This is a genomic window from Mycobacterium sp. E183, assembly GCF_001667735.1.
Lineage (GTDB): Bacteria > Actinomycetota > Actinomycetes > Mycobacteriales > Mycobacteriaceae > Mycobacterium.
In genome coordinates, this window is record NZ_LZJN01000156.1 from 38,949 (window position 1) to 54,754 (window position 15,806).

The window sequence follows — 15,806 nt, forward strand, 5'->3', positions numbered from 1 at the left end:
CACCATCTGGTTCCGTGGTGATCGCAAGCGCGGCGAAGCCGGGCGCCGCGGGTCGCCACTATCTGGTTCCGTGGTGATCGCAAGCGCGGCGAAGCCGGGCGCCGCGGGTCGCCACTATCTGATTACGAGGCCACCAGCACGGGGCCGTGACCAGCGGACCGGGCCGTGCCCACGCCCACCACCGACTGGCAGCGGCTCGCCAAGGCCCGCCGATCGGTCCCCGGGAGCTGCAGGGATTCCACATGCACCCGGGCCAGGGTGCGACGCACGGTCAGCAGCCTGCGGATGGATCCCACCAGCGTCTCGTCGCCGACGAAGGCAGGCACGGTCGAGACGCTGCCGTCGACGTGGTGATACGTCAGCCGGAGCGGCTGCACCGGACGGCCGGCGTCGATCGCGGCCTGGAACATCGCCGGGTAGAAGGCCCCGCGGCCGCGGTGCGGCTGCCCGCCACCTGCTGCGGCCGCGCGGGCGGATACGTCGCCGGGCGCACCGCACCAGGTGGTGCCCTCCGGGAAGCACACCACCGTCTGGCCGGCCCCCAGCCGGCGGGCGACGGTGTCCACCACCGCGGGCAGGCGCCGCAGACTGGCCCGCTCGATCGGGATGATCTTCAGGATGCGGGCCACGGTCCCGGTGGCGGCCCCGGTGAACATGTCGGCCCGGGCGACGAACGACCCGGGCAGCACCGACCCGATCGCGAAGACGTCCAGCCAGGACATGTGCGGGCTGACCACCAGGACCCCGCGCAGGTTGCGAATCGGGCTGCCCGTGACCGTGATCCGAATGCCGAAGCAACGCAACACCATCCGGCAGTAGATGCGCTGCACGCGGGTCCGGCCGGGCAGGGGCACCGCCAGCAACACCACCCCGGGCGCCAGCAGCAGCGCCAGCAGGACGCGAAGCGTCACCCGCAGCGCCACCAACAGCCCGGGCGACGCGGCCACGTCGCCGCGGCGCACACAACCGGCGTCGCACGATGCGCGCGGTAGCCAAGAGTGTCCGGTGCGGGCGGGAGTGCTCATCGGTCGCCGCCGGCCAGTTGCGAGGCGGCCGACACCGAGCGCAGCCGCTTCAGGTATCGGGTGTCGGCGCGCTGCTTTTCCAGCAGGACGCAGAAATCGCCCACCCCGAAGTCGGGGTCGTGCGCGGGCTCGCCGCACACCTGAGCGCCCAGCCGCAGGTAACCGCGCATCAGCGCCGGGATCGACGGACGCGCGGGAGCCGGAATCTGGTCAAGCGCCTGCCCGTCGACCACCACCGGCCGGTGCGGACGCACCCGGTACTGCGGCGGGGCGGCGTGACGGCTGAGGATGAAGTCGCGCACCCCGCGAAGCTGGCTACCGGGGGGTTCGGTATCTCCGCCGATGGGCACCGACACGCAGCCGGTCACGTAGTCGTAGCCGTAGCGGTCCAGGTAGGCCAGGATGCCGGCCCACATCAAGAGCACGACGCCGCCGTTGCGGTGCCCCTCGCGCACCACCGCGCGGCCCATCTCCACCAGCGACGGCCTGAGCGGGTCGAAGCCGCGGATGTCGAACTCCGTCGCGGTGTAAAGCCCACCGGCCGCGATGGCGCCGGCCGGGGCGAGCATGCGGTAGCAACCCACCAGCTCGCCGGTGCCGTCGTCGCGGACCAGCAGGTGGTCGCAGTGCTCGTCGAACCTGTCGACATCCCGCCGTTCGCCGTCGTTCGTCGGCAACGCGAAGCCGGGCGTGCTGCTGAACACGTCGTACCGGAGCCGCTGCGCCGCCTCGATCATGCTGGGATCGGTCGACAGCAACAGTGAGTATCGGGGCCCGGCGGACGACGCCGTCGTCGCGCCGTCGGGCTTGTCGCTGGGAATCAGGACAGAAGCAATGCTCATGTCAACCAACGTTGCGCAATCGGTGAGCGAGTCGGCATCGTCGCTGTGACGTGTCCGTGCACGTCAGATGACGAAATGTGGATGCGGGGGCACGTTGTCGCAGGCCGAAGGGATCGGGCCGCGCCGTTTTCGGGTATGCCGGACACCATGTGGCGAGCAAATCCCCGGGCGGCGGCCTGCCCGCGGGCGCCGATTGCCCGGCGGCGGCCCCGATGAGTCCGCACGTGCGCCGATGGTGCTTCGCCGACCAGCTGGGTCCGCACTTCCTGGACGGTCCCGGCCAGCCGGTGTTGCTGATCGAGTCCAGGGCGGCGTTCGAACGCCGCCGGTTCCACCGCCGCAAGGCCCACCTGGTGCTCTCCGCACTGCGTCACCGCGCCGCCGAACTCGGCGACCAGGCCGTGTTTCTGCGGACACGGACGTATCGCGAGGCGCTGAATCAGGTCAAGGCGCGCATCAGTGTGTGTCAGCCGACGTCGCGGGCGGCGGATCGGTTCGTGCGCTCGCTGCCCGATGTCGACGTGCTGCCCGCGCGCGGCTTCTGCACCGGACGCACCGAATTCGAGGACTGGTCCGGCCGGCAACGAACCCTGCTGCTGGAAAATTTCTACCGGGACGCGCGCCGTCGGTTCGATCTGCTGATGGAGGGTGACCGACCAGCCGGGGGCAGGTGGAACTTCGACGCCGACAACCGCCAGCCTGCGCCCAAGAATGCCGGCGCCCTGCCCGTGCCCGCGCCCTGGCAACCTGAAGAGGATGAGATCGACGAGCAGGTGCGCGCCGACCTGGACCGGTGGGAACGCGACGGCGACGTGGCCTTCGTCGGCCGCGACGGCCCGCGCGAATTCCCCGTCACGGCAATGGAGGCACGGGCTGCGCTCCAGGTTTTTTTGCGAGATCGCTTGCCGCACTTCGGTCCCCACGAAGATGCCATGCTCGCCGGCGATCGGTTCATGGCGCACAGCCTGTTATCGGCGCCCATGAACCTCGGCTTGCTGGACCCGTTGGAATGCGCCTACGCCGCCGAGGACGAGTACCGCGCGGGGCGCGCGCCGCTCGCCAGCGTGGAGGGTTACATCCGCCAGCTGATCGGGTGGCGCGACTACATCTGGCACGTCTATTGGCATTTCGGCGCGGACTACCGCAGCCGCAACGCGCTCCGGGCGCACGTCGGGTTGCCCGACTGGTTCACCGGACTGGACGCCGACGCCGTGCATGCGCACTGCCTCAAAGACGTCCTGGCCCAGGTGCGCGATCACGGTTGGGTGCACCACATTCCGCGGCTGATGGTGCTGTCCAACTACGCGCTGCAGCGTGGGTGGAATCCCGCCGAGGTCACCGACTGGTTCCACCGCTGCTTCGTCGACGGTTACGACTGGGTGATGGTGGCCAACGTCGTAGGCATGTCCCAGCATGCCGACGGCGGGCTGATGGCGACCAAGCCGTATGCCGCCGGCGGCGCCTACATCAACCGGATGAGCGATTACTGCGGCCGCTGCCCATATCGACCGACCGAGCGGGTCGGCGAGCGCGCCTGCCCGTACACCGGTGGCTATTGGTGGTTCCTGGACCGCAACAAGCGACAGCTCGCGGGCAACCGGCGGATGAGCCAACCACTCGCCGGGCTGCGCCGGCTCACCGATCTGGACGAGGTCGTCGAGCAACAACGCCGGCTCGGGCGGTCGGCCCCGTGATGGGCGGCGTCATGCTCACCGTCGACCGGGTGATCGCGGCGCCGCCCACGGCGGTGTGGGACGTGCTCGTCGACCTCGACGCTTGGCCGAAGTGGGGCCCGACGGTACGCGGCGCCCGACTGGACGAACCGCACACCGAACTGGCGCTGGGTGCGACCGGCGTGGTGAACACGTCGCTGTTGGTCCCGGCGCCATTCGTCGTCACCGACTTCGAGCCGGGTCGCCACTGGGCCTGGCAGGTGGCCGGCGTCCCGGCGACGCGGCACTGGGTGGACCCGGTGGACGGCGGATCGCGGGTCGGCATGGCGGTGCCATGGTGGGCGGCGCCCTATGTCACGGTGTGCGCGATCGCGTTGCGGCGCATCGACGAAATGGTGACCGCCGCGCAATAGCCGCCGTGAAACGCGAGAGCCCCCGACGCCGCGGCGTCGGGGGCTCCTGGGCCGAGAAGGCTTAGCCCTTGCGCTGCTTGATGGCGTCGGTCAGCTGCGGGGCGACCTTGAAGAGGTCGCCCACCACGCCGTAGTCGGCGATCTCGAAGATCGGCGCCTCTTCGTCCTTGTTGACGGCGACGATGGTCTTCGAGGTCTGCATGCCGGCGCGGTGCTGAATCGCCCCGGAGATGCCCAGCGCGATGTAGAGCTGCGGCGACACCGTCTTGCCGGTCTGACCGACCTGGAACTGGCCCGGGTAGTAACCGGAGTCGACCGCGGCGCGCGACGCACCGACGGCGCCACCCAGCGAGTCGGCCAGCTCCTCGACCACGTGGAAGTTGTCGGCGCTGCCGACGCCGCGGCCACCGGACACCACGATGGTGGCCTCCGTGAGCTCCGGGCGGTCGCCGGCCACGGCCGGCTCGCGCGCGGTGATCTTGGTGGCGTTCTCGGCGGGCGCGGGCACCTCGACGGTGACCTGCTCGCCGGCGCCGGCCTGCGGTTCGGCGTCGATGGCGCCGCCGCGGACCGTGACGATCGGGGTGTCCCCGTTGGCCTGCGCCTCGACGGTGAACGCGCCACCGAAGATCGAGTGCACGAACTTGCCCTCCTGGACGCCGACCACGTCGACCAGCAGGCCGGAGCCGATCCGGGCGGCGAGCCGGCCGGCGACCTCTTTGCCGTCGGCGTTGGCGGACAGCAACACCGCGGCGGGCGAGTTGGACTCGGCCAGCGAGGCCAGCACGTCGACCACCGGCGTGATCAGGTAGTTCTCGGCGTCGTCGGACTCGGCGACGTAGATCTTTTCGGCGCCGGCCTCCTTGAGGCCGTCGACCAGCGGCGCGGCCGTTCCGGGCTTGCCGACCACGACCGCGGCCGGCTCGCCCAGTGCGCGGGCGGCGGTGATCAGTTCGGAGGTGACCTTCTTCAGTGCGCCTTCGGCGTGCTCAACGAGCACCAAAACTTCTGCCATGGTTTCTTCGCTCTTCTCGTCTCTGGGATGGGTGCTCGGCTAGATGATCTTCTGGGCCACGAGGTACTGGGAGATCTGGTTCCCGCCCTCGCCCTCGTCGGTGACCTTCTCACCCGCGGTCTTCGGCGGCTTCGGCGTCGACGACAGCACCTTCGACCCGGCGTTCTCCAACCCGACCTCGTCGCTTTCGACCCCGATCTCGGCGAGGGTCAGCACCGTGACCTCTTTCTTCTTGGCGGCCATGATGCCCTTGAAGGACGGGAAGCGCGGCTCGTTGATCTTCTCGGTCACACTCACCACGGCGGGCAGCGACGCCTCGAGCGTGAACACACCGTCGTCGGTCTCGCGCTCGCCCGTGACCTTGCCGCCCTCGATCGACAGCTTGCGCAGGTGGGTCAGCTGCGGCAGGCCCAGGTACTCGGCGATGATGGCCGGCACCGCGCCGCCGGAGCCGTCGGTGGACTCGTTCCCGGCGATGACCAGCTCCGTGCCCTCGATGGTGCCCAGCGCGCGCGCCAGCGCCCACGCGGTTTGCACCACGCACGAGCCGTGCATGCCGTCGTCCTTGAGGTGGACGGCCTTGTCGGCTCCCATCGACAGCGCCTTGCGGATCGCCTCGGTGGCACGTTCGGGGCCGGCGGTCAGCACCGTGACCGATCCCTCGCCGCCCTCCCGCTCGCGGATCTGCAGTGCCTCTTCGACGGCGCGCTCGTTGATCTCGTCCAGCACTGCATCGGCGGCCTCGCGGTCGAGCGTGTAGTCGCCGTCGTTCAGCTTGCGCTCGGACCAGGTGTCTGGGACCTGCTTGATCAGGACCACGATGTTCGTCATGAGTGTGGTTCGTCCTCCTCGAAGGAGTCTCGCAGCAGTCGACCACGAGACTTTCAGTACGCGTTTCGCAGCGCACGGTCGTGTTACTACTCGGTAACTTTGTGCAGCCTGCCTTCACACCATAGCGGGTGGTACTGCGGGTTCTTCCGGCGTGTCCACCCTCGCCAACCGCGGGCGCCCCACTCCCGGTTCGCGAATCCGACACTTCGCGTTAGCCTGCCTATGCGATGAGCGCAACCGTCCCCGACGTCCCCTGGCACCGCCCCGGCGATCCCTCGCCCGGGGCCGATCCCGTGCTGACGTTGACGGGCGAGCGCACCATCCCGGGCCTGGACGTCGAGAACTACTGGTTCCGCCGCCACGAGGTCGTCTACCAGCGGCTGGCCGGACGCTGTGCGGGCCGCGAGGTGCTCGAGGCCGGCTGCGGCGAGGGGTACGGCGCGGACCTGATCGCCGCCGTCGCCCGCCGGGTCGTGGCCGTGGATTACGACGAGGCCGCCGTGGCCCACGTGCGCCACCGCTACCCGCGCGTGGAAGTGATGCAGGCCAACCTGGCGGCGCTGCCGCTGCCCGACGCGTCGGTGGATATTGTGGTCAACTTCCAAGTGATCGAGCACCTGTGGGATCAGGCACAATTCGTCGCCGAATGCGCGCGGGTGCTGCGCCGCGGCGGGTTGCTGATGGTGTCGACACCGAACCGGATCACCTTCTCGCCCGGCCGCGACACCCCGATCAACCCGTTCCACACCCGCGAACTCAACGCCGCCGAGCTGAGCGAGTTGCTGGTCGACGCGGGCTTTCGCGACGTGTCGATCAGCGGGCTGTTCCACGGCCCCCGGCTGCGCGAGATGGACGCCCGCCACGGCGGCTCCATCATCGACGCGCAGATCGAGCGGGCAATGGCCGCTGACCCGGGGGCGCCGTGGCCGCCGGAGCTGGTCGCCGACGTGGCCGCGGTGACGTGCGACGACTTCGACATCGAAAACGGCCCCCGTGACATCGACGACAGCCTGGACCTGATCGCGATCGCGGTAGCGCCGTGAGCAATTCGCACGACCGGGTGCCCGGCATGTTCACCCTGGTCCTGCACACCCACCTGCCGTGGCTGGCCCATCATGGCCGGTGGCCGGTCGGCGAGGAGTGGCTCTACCAGTCTTGGGCGGCGGCCTATCTGCCGCTGATGCGGGTGCTGACCACGCTGGCCGACGAGGACCGACGCGGATTGATCACGCTCGGCGTCACCCCGGTGGTGAACGCGCAGCTCGACGACCCGTACTGCCTGGACGGCATGCACCATTGGCTCGCCAACTGGCGGCTGCGGGCCGCCGAGGCGGCCAGCGTCCGGTCCGCCGCGCGCTCGAAGTCGGCCGAATACCAATCTTGCACGCCGGAAGCGTTGCGCGCCTTGGGGATTCGGGAATGCGCCGAGGCGGACGGGGCGCTGGAAGATTTCGCCACCCGATGGCGGCACGGCGCCAGCCCGCTGCTGCGCGGCCTGCTCGACGCCGGCACCGTGGAGTTGCTCGGCGGCCCGCTGGCCCACCCCTTCCAGCCGCTGCTCGCGCCGCGGCTGCGCGAGTTCGCCCTGCGCGAGGGGCTGGCCGACGCGCAGTCGCGGCTGGGGACGCGAAAAGGGCAGGGCCCCAGCGGGATCTGGGCGCCCGAATGTGCCTATGCCCCGGGCATGGAGCACGACTACGCCGCCGCCGGTGTCACCCACTTCATGGTCGACGGCCCGTCGCTGCACGGCGACACCGCGCTGGGCCGGCCCGTCGGCGACACCGACGTCGTCGCGTTCGGACGCGACCTGCAGGTCAGCTACCGGGTGTGGTCACCCAAGTCCGGCTACCCCGGGCACGCCGCCTACCGCGACTTCCACACCTACGACCACCTCACCGGGCTGAAGCCGGCACGGGTGACCGGCCGCAACGTGGCGTCGGAGGCCAAGGCCCCCTATGACCCCGAGCGCGCCGACCACGCCGTCGACGTCCACGTCGCCGACTTCGTCGAGGTGGTCCGCAACCGGCTGACCAGCGAATCCGACCGCATCGGGCGCCCCGCGCACGTGGTCGCCGCCTTCGACACCGAACTTTTCGGCCACTGGTGGTACGAGGGGCCGACGTGGCTGCAGCGGCTGCTGCGCGCCCTGCCCGCCGCCGGAGTGCGGGTGGGGACGCTGAACGACGCCATCGACGGCGGATTCGTCGGGCGCCCGGTCGCGTTGCCGCCCAGTTCGTGGGGTTCGGGCAAGGACTGGCAGGTCTGGGCGGGCGAGAAGGTGGCCGACCTGGTCCAGCTCAACAACGAAGTGGTCGACACGGCGCTGAGCACAGTGGATAAGGCGCTCGCGCAACGGGCCTCGCTGGATGGGCCGCTGCCCCGCGACCACGTCGCCGACCAGATCCTGCGCGAGACCCTGCTCACCGTGTCCAGCGACTGGCCGTTCATGGTGAGCAAGGACTCGGCCGCCGACTACGCGCGCTACCGCGCCCACCTGCACGCCCACGCGACCCGCGAGATCGCCGGGGCGCTCGCGTCCGGGCGCCGGGACGCCGCTGGGCGCCTGGCCGAAGGCTGGAACCGCGCCGACGGACTGTTCGGCGCCCTGGACGCGCGCAGGCTGCCCCGATGAGCTTGGCGGCCGCGTGAAGATCCTGATGGTCTCGTGGGAGTACCCGCCGGTGGTGATCGGCGGGCTCGGCCGGCACGTGCATCACCTGTCGACGGCGCTGGCCGCGGCCGGGCACGAGGTCGTCGTGCTGTCCCGCCGCCCCACGGGCACCGACCCCAGCACGCACCCGTCGTCCGACGAGGTGGTCGACGGAGTCCGGGTGATCGCCGCCGCCCAAGACCCGCACGAGTTCTCGTTCGGCACCGACATGATGGCGTGGACGCTGGCCATGGGCCATTCCATGACGCGCGAGGGCCTGTCGTTGAAGAAGCGGGGCACGAACCGGCCGTGGCGTCCCGACGTCGTGCACGCGCACGACTGGCTGGTGGCCCATCCGGCGATCACGCTCGCGCAGTTCTACGACGTGCCAATGGTTTCCACCATCCACGCCACCGAGGCCGGACGGCACTCCGGCTGGGTGTCCGGCGCGATCAGTCGTCAGGTGCACGCCGTGGAGTCGTGGTTGGTGCGCGAATCCGATTCGCTGATCACCTGTTCGGCGTCGATGTCCGACGAGATCACCGAACTGTTCGGGCCCGGCCTGGCCGCAATCACGGTCATCCGCAACGGAATCGACGCCGCGCGCTGGCCGTTCGCCGAGCGCCGGCCGCGCACCGGTCCCGCCGAACTGCTCTTCCTCGGGCGGCTGGAATACGAAAAGGGTGTGCATGACGTCATCGCCGCCCTGCCCCGCATCCGGCGCGCCCACCCCGGGACCACCCTGACCATCGCCGGGGAGGGCACGCAGCAGGAGTGGCTCGTCGAGCAGGCCCGAAAACATCGGGTGCTCAAGGCAACTCGGTTCGTCGGCCACCTCGGCCATGCCGAGCTGCTCGCGGTGCTGCACCGGGCCGACGCCGCGGTGCTGCCCAGCCACTACGAGCCGTTCGGGATCGTCGCGCTGGAAGCCGCCGCGGCGGGGACGCCGCTCGTCACGTCGAACATCGGGGGCCTGGGCGAGGCGGTGATCAACGGCCGGACCGGGGTCTCCTGCCCACCCCGCGACGTCGCCCGGCTCGCCTCGGCCGTGCGGGTCGTGCTCGATGATCCATTCGCCGCGCAGCAGCGCGCCCGCGCCGCCCGCGAACGGCTCACCTCGGCCTTCGACTGGAAGACCGTGGCCCGGGAGACCGCGCAGGTATATCTCGCCGCCAAGCGCGGCGAGCGGCAGCCCCAGCCGCGCATGCCCATCGTGGAGCACGCGCTGCCCAACCGCTAGCCTGCAGCGATGGGGCTGGAATTTTCGAGCGTGGTCGACGCGCCGATCGGCGACGTGTTCGCCTGGCACGCCAGGCCGGGCGCGTTCGCCCGGCTCTCACCGCCGTGGCAACCCATGCGCCTGGTCTCCGAGGCCGCCTCACTCAAGGACGGGCGGGCGACGCTTGCGCTACCGGGCGGCCTGCGCTGGGTCGCCGTCCACCAGGCGGCAGACTACGACCCGCCGCGGCGCTTCGTGGACGCCATCGGCGGCGACGGCCTGGCCACGCTGCCCACCCGAGTCGCCGTGCGCTGGCGGCACACCCATGACTTCGAGGCCGTCGGCGACGGCCGCACCCGGGTCATCGACCGGGTGGACACACCGGTGCCCGGGTCGCTGCTGCGGCCCATGTTCACCTACCGGCACCGTCAGCTCGCCGACGATCTGGCCGCCCACCGGCTGGCCGCCGACAACGGGCTGGCTCCGCTGACCGTCGCGGTCACCGGTGCGTCCGGGCTGGTGGGTTCGGCGTTGACGGCGTTTCTGAGCACGGGCGGCCATCGCGTCATCCGGTTGGTGCGCCGCCCTGCGCGCGGAGACGACGAGCGCGAGTGGGATCCCGACGACCCCGACCCGGGACTGTTCGATCGCGTGGACGCCGTCATCCATCTGGCGGGGGCCTCGATCGCCGGCCGGTTCACCGACAAACATCGACATGCCATCCGCGACAGCAGGATTGGCCCCACCCGCCGCCTCGCCGAGGCGCTCGGCCGCGCCAACGACCGCCCGGCGGTGCTCATCTCGGCGTCGGCGATCGGATATTACGGATCCGACCGGGGCGACGAGGTCCTCACCGAGGACAGCGACCGGGGCGGCGGTTTCCTCGCCGACGTGGTCGCCGACTGGGAGGCCGCAACCGAGCCCGCCGAGCAGTCCGGGGTGCGCGTGGTACGGGTGCGCACCGGGATCGTGCAATCCCCGCGCGGGGGCACGCTGAAGCTGATGCGCCCGTTGTTCAGCGCCGGGTTGGGCGGGCGACTGGGCGACGGCCGGCAATGGTTGTCGTGGATCGGGATCGACGACCTGGTCGACATCTACCACCGCGCTCTATGGGACCGGGCGCTGTCGGGAGCCGTGAACGCCGTTGCCCCGCAGCCGGTTCGCAACAGCGAGTACACGACGACGCTGGCGCGCGTCGTGCACCGGCCCGCGGTGTTGCCGGTGCCGTCGCTGGGGCCGCGGGTGCTGCTCGGCGAGCAGGGCGCACGCGAATTGGCGTGCGCCAGCCAGCGGGTTCTTCCGCACAAGCTGAGCGCGCAAGGGCACCGGTTCCGCCAACCCGACCTCGATCAGGCGCTCCGCCACCTGCTCGGGCACGCCCGCTGAATCGCACATAGCGGGATTGGGGGCCGATGAGGCCCCATTTAACTAACTTAATGGTTCAATCCCTTAATGAAGTTCGGTGCGCCGGCCTGGCGTGCCCGTCGGACCAGCGCGACCGTGATCGGCATCGTCGCGCTGGCCGCGATCGCGTTCGCCCCGTGCCCGGCCCGGGCCGAAGCCACGGAGGCCGACAGCACGACCGACGTCACCTGCGCAAGCGCAACGCAGGCGGTACCCACGACGTGGTATTTCCCCAGCACGCCCCCGCTCGGGCTGGTCTGGTTGCAGCACGGATTCGTGGAAGGCAAGAAGGTGTGGTCCGCGTTCGGCCCCGAGCTCGCGGGCAGCGGTTACCTGGTGGTGGCCACCACCCTGTCCACCCTCAACATCTTCGGCTGCACCGTGGAGCACCTGATCGACAACAGAGGGTTCCTGGACAACATCGCGGACGTCTTCGCGCACAAAGACGACCCGCGGGGCGCGTTGGCGACGTCGTTCGCGACGGCGGCCGAGAAGGCCGGCCGCCCCGTCGCGCCGCTACCCGACAACATGGTGTTCGTCGGCCACTCGGCGGGCTCCGAGGCCGTCGAATACGTCGCCGAGCGCCTGCACAGCTCCTACCCGGCCGCCTTCACCCAGCTGCGCGGCGTGGTCAGCGAGGACGGCGTCAAGTCGTTCCTCGGCTCCAATACCGACGACGCGCTGGCGGGCCTCGCGGGTACGACGCTGCCGATCTACGCCACGGCGTCGCCGCATCTGCTGTGCAACTTCTTTCAACGCGGGACCAAGGCGATCGAGCGGTACTTCCCGGACCGCACGTTTCACGGGGTGAAAATCACGACCGGCGCCCACGGCGACGCACTCGGCCCGTCGTCGCCGGGTTACGAGAACCTCGTGTGTGGGCGCCCGAAGGCCGACAACGTCGCCGCGGTCTGGGGTCTGACCCGGGGCTGGATCGCCGACATGATCGCGGGAACGACCACACCCGATTTCTACCCTGGCGGAAGCTATTACACCGATCTCTTGACGGCCGGGACCATCACCACGCTGCCGTGACGAGTCTGCGCACCGGTCGAGCGGTGAGCGGTCCGTCCGGCCGACGCGTCGCGGGTGACCACCTCGACGAACGACCGTGAATCCACTGCCCGGTCTCCTATTCCGCGTCCCTGCCATGCCGGCTTCGCCGGTAGGCGCGGGCGCGCAGATCGGCGAGCCAGCGCGGGCGCAGGCTCACGCCGGGTGGCGTGTTGATCACGGGATCGAATGACACGTCGGCCGCCGGTTCGGGATCGACGGCCCCGGTCAGCGTGAGCCGGCCCAGCGGCGTGAAATCCCCACTGCCACAGGCTTGGTCGAGCGAGACCTCGATGCTGTCGTGCTCGAGGCGGTCGCGCACGCCGTCCAGCGACAGGCCGGGACCGTCGATCTTGCTGACGATCCGGGCCCTGAGCCACCAATTGGCTCCCCGGTAGTGCAGCGGCATCAGGGTGGTCAGCGTCTGATCGCTCCACGAGATGGCAGGGCGCAGCGCGAGTGCCCGGGACAGCAGCCCCGAGCCCGAGGAGACGACCAGGATGTCCCACGGCCCGGTCCCCTGCGGCGGTGTGACCCGGAAAGCCAGGCCGATGAAGTCAGGCAAGGCCCCGGGCGTGCCACTGGCCTTCGACACCCGGGCGACAACCTCGGACGACGAAATGGGCAGCCCCTGGCCGGCCGGGGCGACCCGTTCGATGAAGCCCTCCGCCAGAACCCCGATCGGATGAAACAACCGTTTGCCCCGGATGGCGGAGCCCCACTGGAAGGGCAGTGCGACAAGATCGGAAACGCTCACCGGCGGCGGGTTCCCCTTTCCCCGCGTCGGAAACGCGCCGGTGCGACGTCGATTCCCCAGGGCTCCGCCCGGGTGTTTGGGTTTCAGCGGCGCGTCGGCAGATGCCGGACCGGTTTACGCGGGCACCCGCAGGCCGACCATGTGCGGTTCCCCGGGTGGTTGCGGCTGCTGGTTTTGCGCCCGGCCGTCGATGTAGACCTGCTGCATGACCGCCTGCCACGACTCCATCTCGGGCACCGATCCCCACATCCCTTCGAAAAGCCCGACGATCACGGCCGCGTTGTCGTCGGTCAGGGCATAGACCGGTCCACCGAAGTCACGACTGTCGACGGCCACGTCGGCGATGATGAACCGCCCTTCGCTGACGGAGGTGATCGATCCGCACCGCTGGCCGACCGATCGACGAAACTGGCACACCGGCAGCCCCGGCTGCGCACGCAGGCCCGGGGAAGACTTCAGTTGCCGGCCGGTCGGCAACTGGTCCGAGGCGGTCACGTCGGGGCCGAGCGCGATGACTTCGTACTCGACGGGCGACATCGCGCGACTCGCCGCCACGTCGTCGGCGGCCTGGCGACGGGCGAGCACGACCTTGCCCACCGGGTTTCCGTCGTGGTCGGTGACGTCCGACTCCCCGTTACCGCATTGACCGCTGGTCACCGCGACCCGCAGCCGGGGCTCGACCAACCCCACCATGCACACGGCCCCGCCTTGGCGGATCTCCATACCGGGAAAGGCCGTGACGGCCGGGGTGGCCGTCGCGGGGGCCGGGTAGCCGACCACCGTTATCGCAATCGTGAAGGCGAAGGCGATCGCCACGCGAGTGTTTCGCCCGCTGGCCATTTCCATTGGGCCCCACCACCCCTCATGTCCGTCCGAGGGATTTTTGTCGGACACTTGAGTTGAGTCGCGTATACCCGCGGGCAACGGCGCCAAACGGCCCCAAGCGCCCGGGCGGACGCGGCGAAGTCGCCGATCACTCCTGGGGCACTGCGAGTTCGCCCTGGAATCGTTGCATGGCGTCGATGACCGCACCGAGCACACGATGCGCTGCCATCAGGTCGGCGTCGGGTAACTCTTCGAGGGCGACCCGGCTGTGGGCATCGAGCGGACTGAAGAACGACCGGGCGGTGGCCAGGCCGGATTCCCCGTGGCGCAGGATGACCTTGCGGCGGTCATCGGGGTGGGAATCGCGCCGGATGTGGCCCGAGTCGATCAACCGATCCACCAGGTAGGTGATCGCCGAACCGGACAGCCCCATCCGATGACTGAGGTCGCCCGAGGTCATCGGCCTCCCCGCGGCTTCTGCCACCATGATGTACATCAATGCACGGAAGTCATTGGGCCGCAGACGATGTAACATCGCGAATTGCCGACCGATCTGGTCGGATTCGGTCGATATCTCCCGCAGATCGGCCGAGATCAGCGACTCCAGCACATCGCGGCGCAGGCGCTGCTCTTCAGCTTCCATAACAAAGTGAGCATATCCCTGAACCGGCACACAGTTCAGTTCGTTAATGGTTAATTGATTGAAATGGACCTCCGGCGACGATGGCACAGGGGACGAGACGTGACCACGACTGGCGAACCGAGGACAATTTCAGTAAGTTAATGTTTAAGTTATTGAAGGTGATGGGTAAGTCGTCCGAGGTTGGGAAGGGCTGATCGGAGCGGGATCGCGGCGACGGCATGGGCCGGTTCTTCGCCTCCGAACAGCGGAGATGGCGGCGCGTGTTTGAGCCGTCCCGACCTGGGAATGCCAAGCCGTCCAGGAGGGAGCGCGTGGCCAAGATGGGTGCTTTGTCGTTGACACCCGCCACCGAGTCGCCGGCAGCTGCGGCGGACTGGCCGGGCACCGCCCCCTTCGACGAGTGGCGCTCGAGCGTGCGGAACGGCGTGCTCGCCCTCCTCTGCGACTTCGTCGAACCCCGGCGCTCCCAGTTGGACGACACCCGCGTCGACGCCGCCGGCGACATCCTGATGGCGTTCGCGTCTGGCGGCAAGTGTCTGCGGTCGACCTTCATGTACTTGGGGTGGCTCTGCGGTGCCGCGCCCGACCGGGCGGCGCTGCGGGCGGCGGCCAGTTTCGAGCTGCTGCACGTATTCGCGCTGCTGCAGGACGACGTCATGGACGGTTCGGCCGAACGGCGGGGGCGCCCGTCGGCACACCTGCAATTTTCCCAATGGCACCGCGCGCGCGGGCTGTCCGGCTCGTCGGCGCGGTTCGGCGAATCGGCCGCCATCCTGCTGGGTGACCTCTGCCTGATCTGGTCGGAGCAGATGCTGCGCGAGAGCGGTGTCGATGCCCGTCGGTTGCAGCGCGCCTGGCCGCGCTACGACACGATGCGCACCGAGCTTGCGCTGGGCCAGTTCGCCGACCTGGTGAGCGATGTCCGGCGCATGCCTACCCTGGATGCCGTGCTGGACGTGGCCCGCCGCAAGTCGGGCAACTACACCGTGCGGCGGCCGTTGGAGATCGGCGCGGCGATGTCCGATTGCGACGATCGGACGCTGAGCCGACTCGGCCGGTACGGCGCCGCCATCGGGGAAGCCTTTCAGCTTCGCGACGACGTGCTCGGCGTCTTCGGCTCGCCGGCGATCACCGGGAAGCCGGCCGCCGGAGACCTGTTGGAGCGCAAGGCAACCAGCCTCGTGGTGACCGCCCACCAGCTCGCCGATGCGTCCACCCGGGCCGAACTGACCGAACTGATGAACGGCCACGCCCTCGACGGTGAAGCGCTCGATCGATGCAAAACGCTGATCGTGGGGACGGGGGCGGTCCAGCTGATCGAGCAGATGATCAGCGACCGGGTCGCGGCCGCGCGCGAACACCTCGACGACGCCTCGATCGACGGACCCGTTCGCACCGCGCTGGAGGAAATGGCGACCGCCTGCACGGATCGCGCCGAATGAGCGACGCAAGTTTG

At 69.8% G+C, this 15,806-nt stretch carries 15 protein-coding genes; 8 read left to right on the forward strand and 7 right to left on the reverse strand.

Annotated elements, in window-relative coordinates:
- Positions 1-122: 122 nt before the first annotated feature.
- Both A5691_RS18135 and A5691_RS18140 read right to left on the reverse strand, forming a co-directional pair.
- Positions 123-1,025 carry a 1-acyl-sn-glycerol-3-phosphate acyltransferase gene (locus tag A5691_RS18135; RefSeq protein WP_068016321.1) on the reverse strand — a complete coding sequence of 301 codons (903 nt, stop codon included), beginning with the start codon at positions 1,023-1,025 and terminating at the stop codon, positions 123-125.
- A complete protein-coding gene (locus A5691_RS18140; protein ID WP_067751030.1) occupies positions 1,022-1,867 on the reverse strand; it encodes a GNAT family N-acetyltransferase in 846 nt (281 codons plus the stop codon). Before A5691_RS18140 ends, A5691_RS18135 begins: the two co-directional genes overlap by 4 nt.
- Before the next feature lie 149 nt (positions 1,868-2,016).
- Here A5691_RS18140 and A5691_RS18145 point away from each other — a divergent pair, with 149 nt between their 5' ends.
- Positions 2,017-3,561 (forward strand): cryptochrome/photolyase family protein, encoded by a 1,545-nt coding sequence (locus A5691_RS18145; RefSeq protein ID WP_369827069.1) that lies wholly within the window; start codon positions 2,017-2,019, stop codon positions 3,559-3,561.
- Between the two features lie 11 nt (positions 3,562-3,572).
- Positions 3,573-3,953 carry an SRPBCC family protein gene (locus A5691_RS18150; protein ID WP_082950396.1) on the forward strand — a complete coding sequence of 127 codons (381 nt, stop codon included), beginning with the start codon at positions 3,573-3,575 and terminating at the stop codon, positions 3,951-3,953.
- 61 nt (positions 3,954-4,014) lie between these two features.
- On the opposite strand, the gene A5691_RS18155 is transcribed toward A5691_RS18150, so the two are convergent.
- Positions 4,015-4,968: an electron transfer flavoprotein subunit alpha/FixB family protein gene (locus A5691_RS18155; protein WP_067751042.1), complete on the reverse strand. Its 954-nt coding sequence runs from the start codon at positions 4,966-4,968 to the stop codon at positions 4,015-4,017.
- Positions 4,969-5,007: 39 nt separating this feature from the next.
- Entirely contained in the window at positions 5,008-5,799 is a 792-nt protein-coding gene (locus A5691_RS18160) for an electron transfer flavoprotein subunit beta/FixA family protein (RefSeq protein WP_067751045.1), read from the reverse strand.
- A gap of 227 nt (positions 5,800-6,026) precedes the next feature.
- Between A5691_RS18160 and A5691_RS18165 the strand changes: the two genes are divergently transcribed.
- From A5691_RS18165 to A5691_RS18185, 5 genes are all read left to right on the forward strand, one after another.
- The gene (locus A5691_RS18165) at positions 6,027-6,842 is read left to right on the forward strand and encodes a bifunctional 2-polyprenyl-6-hydroxyphenol methylase/3-demethylubiquinol 3-O-methyltransferase UbiG (RefSeq protein WP_067751048.1); all 816 of its coding nucleotides are present in this window, start codon (positions 6,027-6,029) and stop codon (positions 6,840-6,842) included.
- A 26-nt stretch (positions 6,843-6,868) separates the two neighbouring features.
- Positions 6,869-8,431 carry a glycoside hydrolase family 57 protein gene (locus A5691_RS18170; protein WP_156669999.1) on the forward strand — a complete coding sequence of 521 codons (1,563 nt, stop codon included), beginning with the start codon at positions 6,869-6,871 and terminating at the stop codon, positions 8,429-8,431.
- A gap of 13 nt (positions 8,432-8,444) precedes the next feature.
- Positions 8,445-9,689, forward strand: coding sequence for a glycosyltransferase family 4 protein (locus A5691_RS18175; protein ID WP_067751053.1), 1,245 nt, complete (start codon positions 8,445-8,447; stop codon positions 9,687-9,689).
- 9 nt (positions 9,690-9,698) lie between these two features.
- Positions 9,699-11,054: a TIGR01777 family oxidoreductase gene (locus tag A5691_RS18180; RefSeq protein ID WP_067751056.1), complete on the forward strand. Its 1,356-nt coding sequence runs from the start codon at positions 9,699-9,701 to the stop codon at positions 11,052-11,054.
- Between the two features lie 66 nt (positions 11,055-11,120).
- The gene (locus tag A5691_RS18185; RefSeq protein WP_067751059.1) at positions 11,121-12,107 is read left to right on the forward strand and encodes a hypothetical protein; all 987 of its coding nucleotides are present in this window, start codon (positions 11,121-11,123) and stop codon (positions 12,105-12,107) included.
- A 97-nt stretch (positions 12,108-12,204) separates the two neighbouring features.
- On the opposite strand, the gene A5691_RS18190 is transcribed toward A5691_RS18185, so the two are convergent.
- From A5691_RS18190 to A5691_RS18200, 3 genes are all read right to left on the reverse strand, one after another.
- Positions 12,205-12,882, reverse strand: coding sequence for a phosphodiesterase (locus tag A5691_RS18190; RefSeq protein ID WP_067751062.1), 678 nt, complete (start codon positions 12,880-12,882; stop codon positions 12,205-12,207).
- Positions 12,883-12,996: 114 nt separating this feature from the next.
- Entirely contained in the window at positions 12,997-13,728 is a 732-nt protein-coding gene (locus tag A5691_RS18195; RefSeq protein WP_067751066.1) for a hypothetical protein, read from the reverse strand.
- A 127-nt stretch (positions 13,729-13,855) separates the two neighbouring features.
- A complete protein-coding gene (locus tag A5691_RS18200; RefSeq protein WP_067751072.1) occupies positions 13,856-14,350 on the reverse strand; it encodes a MarR family winged helix-turn-helix transcriptional regulator in 495 nt (164 codons plus the stop codon).
- A 260-nt stretch (positions 14,351-14,610) separates the two neighbouring features.
- Between A5691_RS18200 and A5691_RS18205 the strand changes: the two genes are divergently transcribed.
- Entirely contained in the window at positions 14,611-15,792 is a 1,182-nt protein-coding gene (locus A5691_RS18205; RefSeq protein WP_067751263.1) for a polyprenyl synthetase family protein, read from the forward strand.
- Positions 15,793-15,806 lie beyond the last annotated feature (14 nt).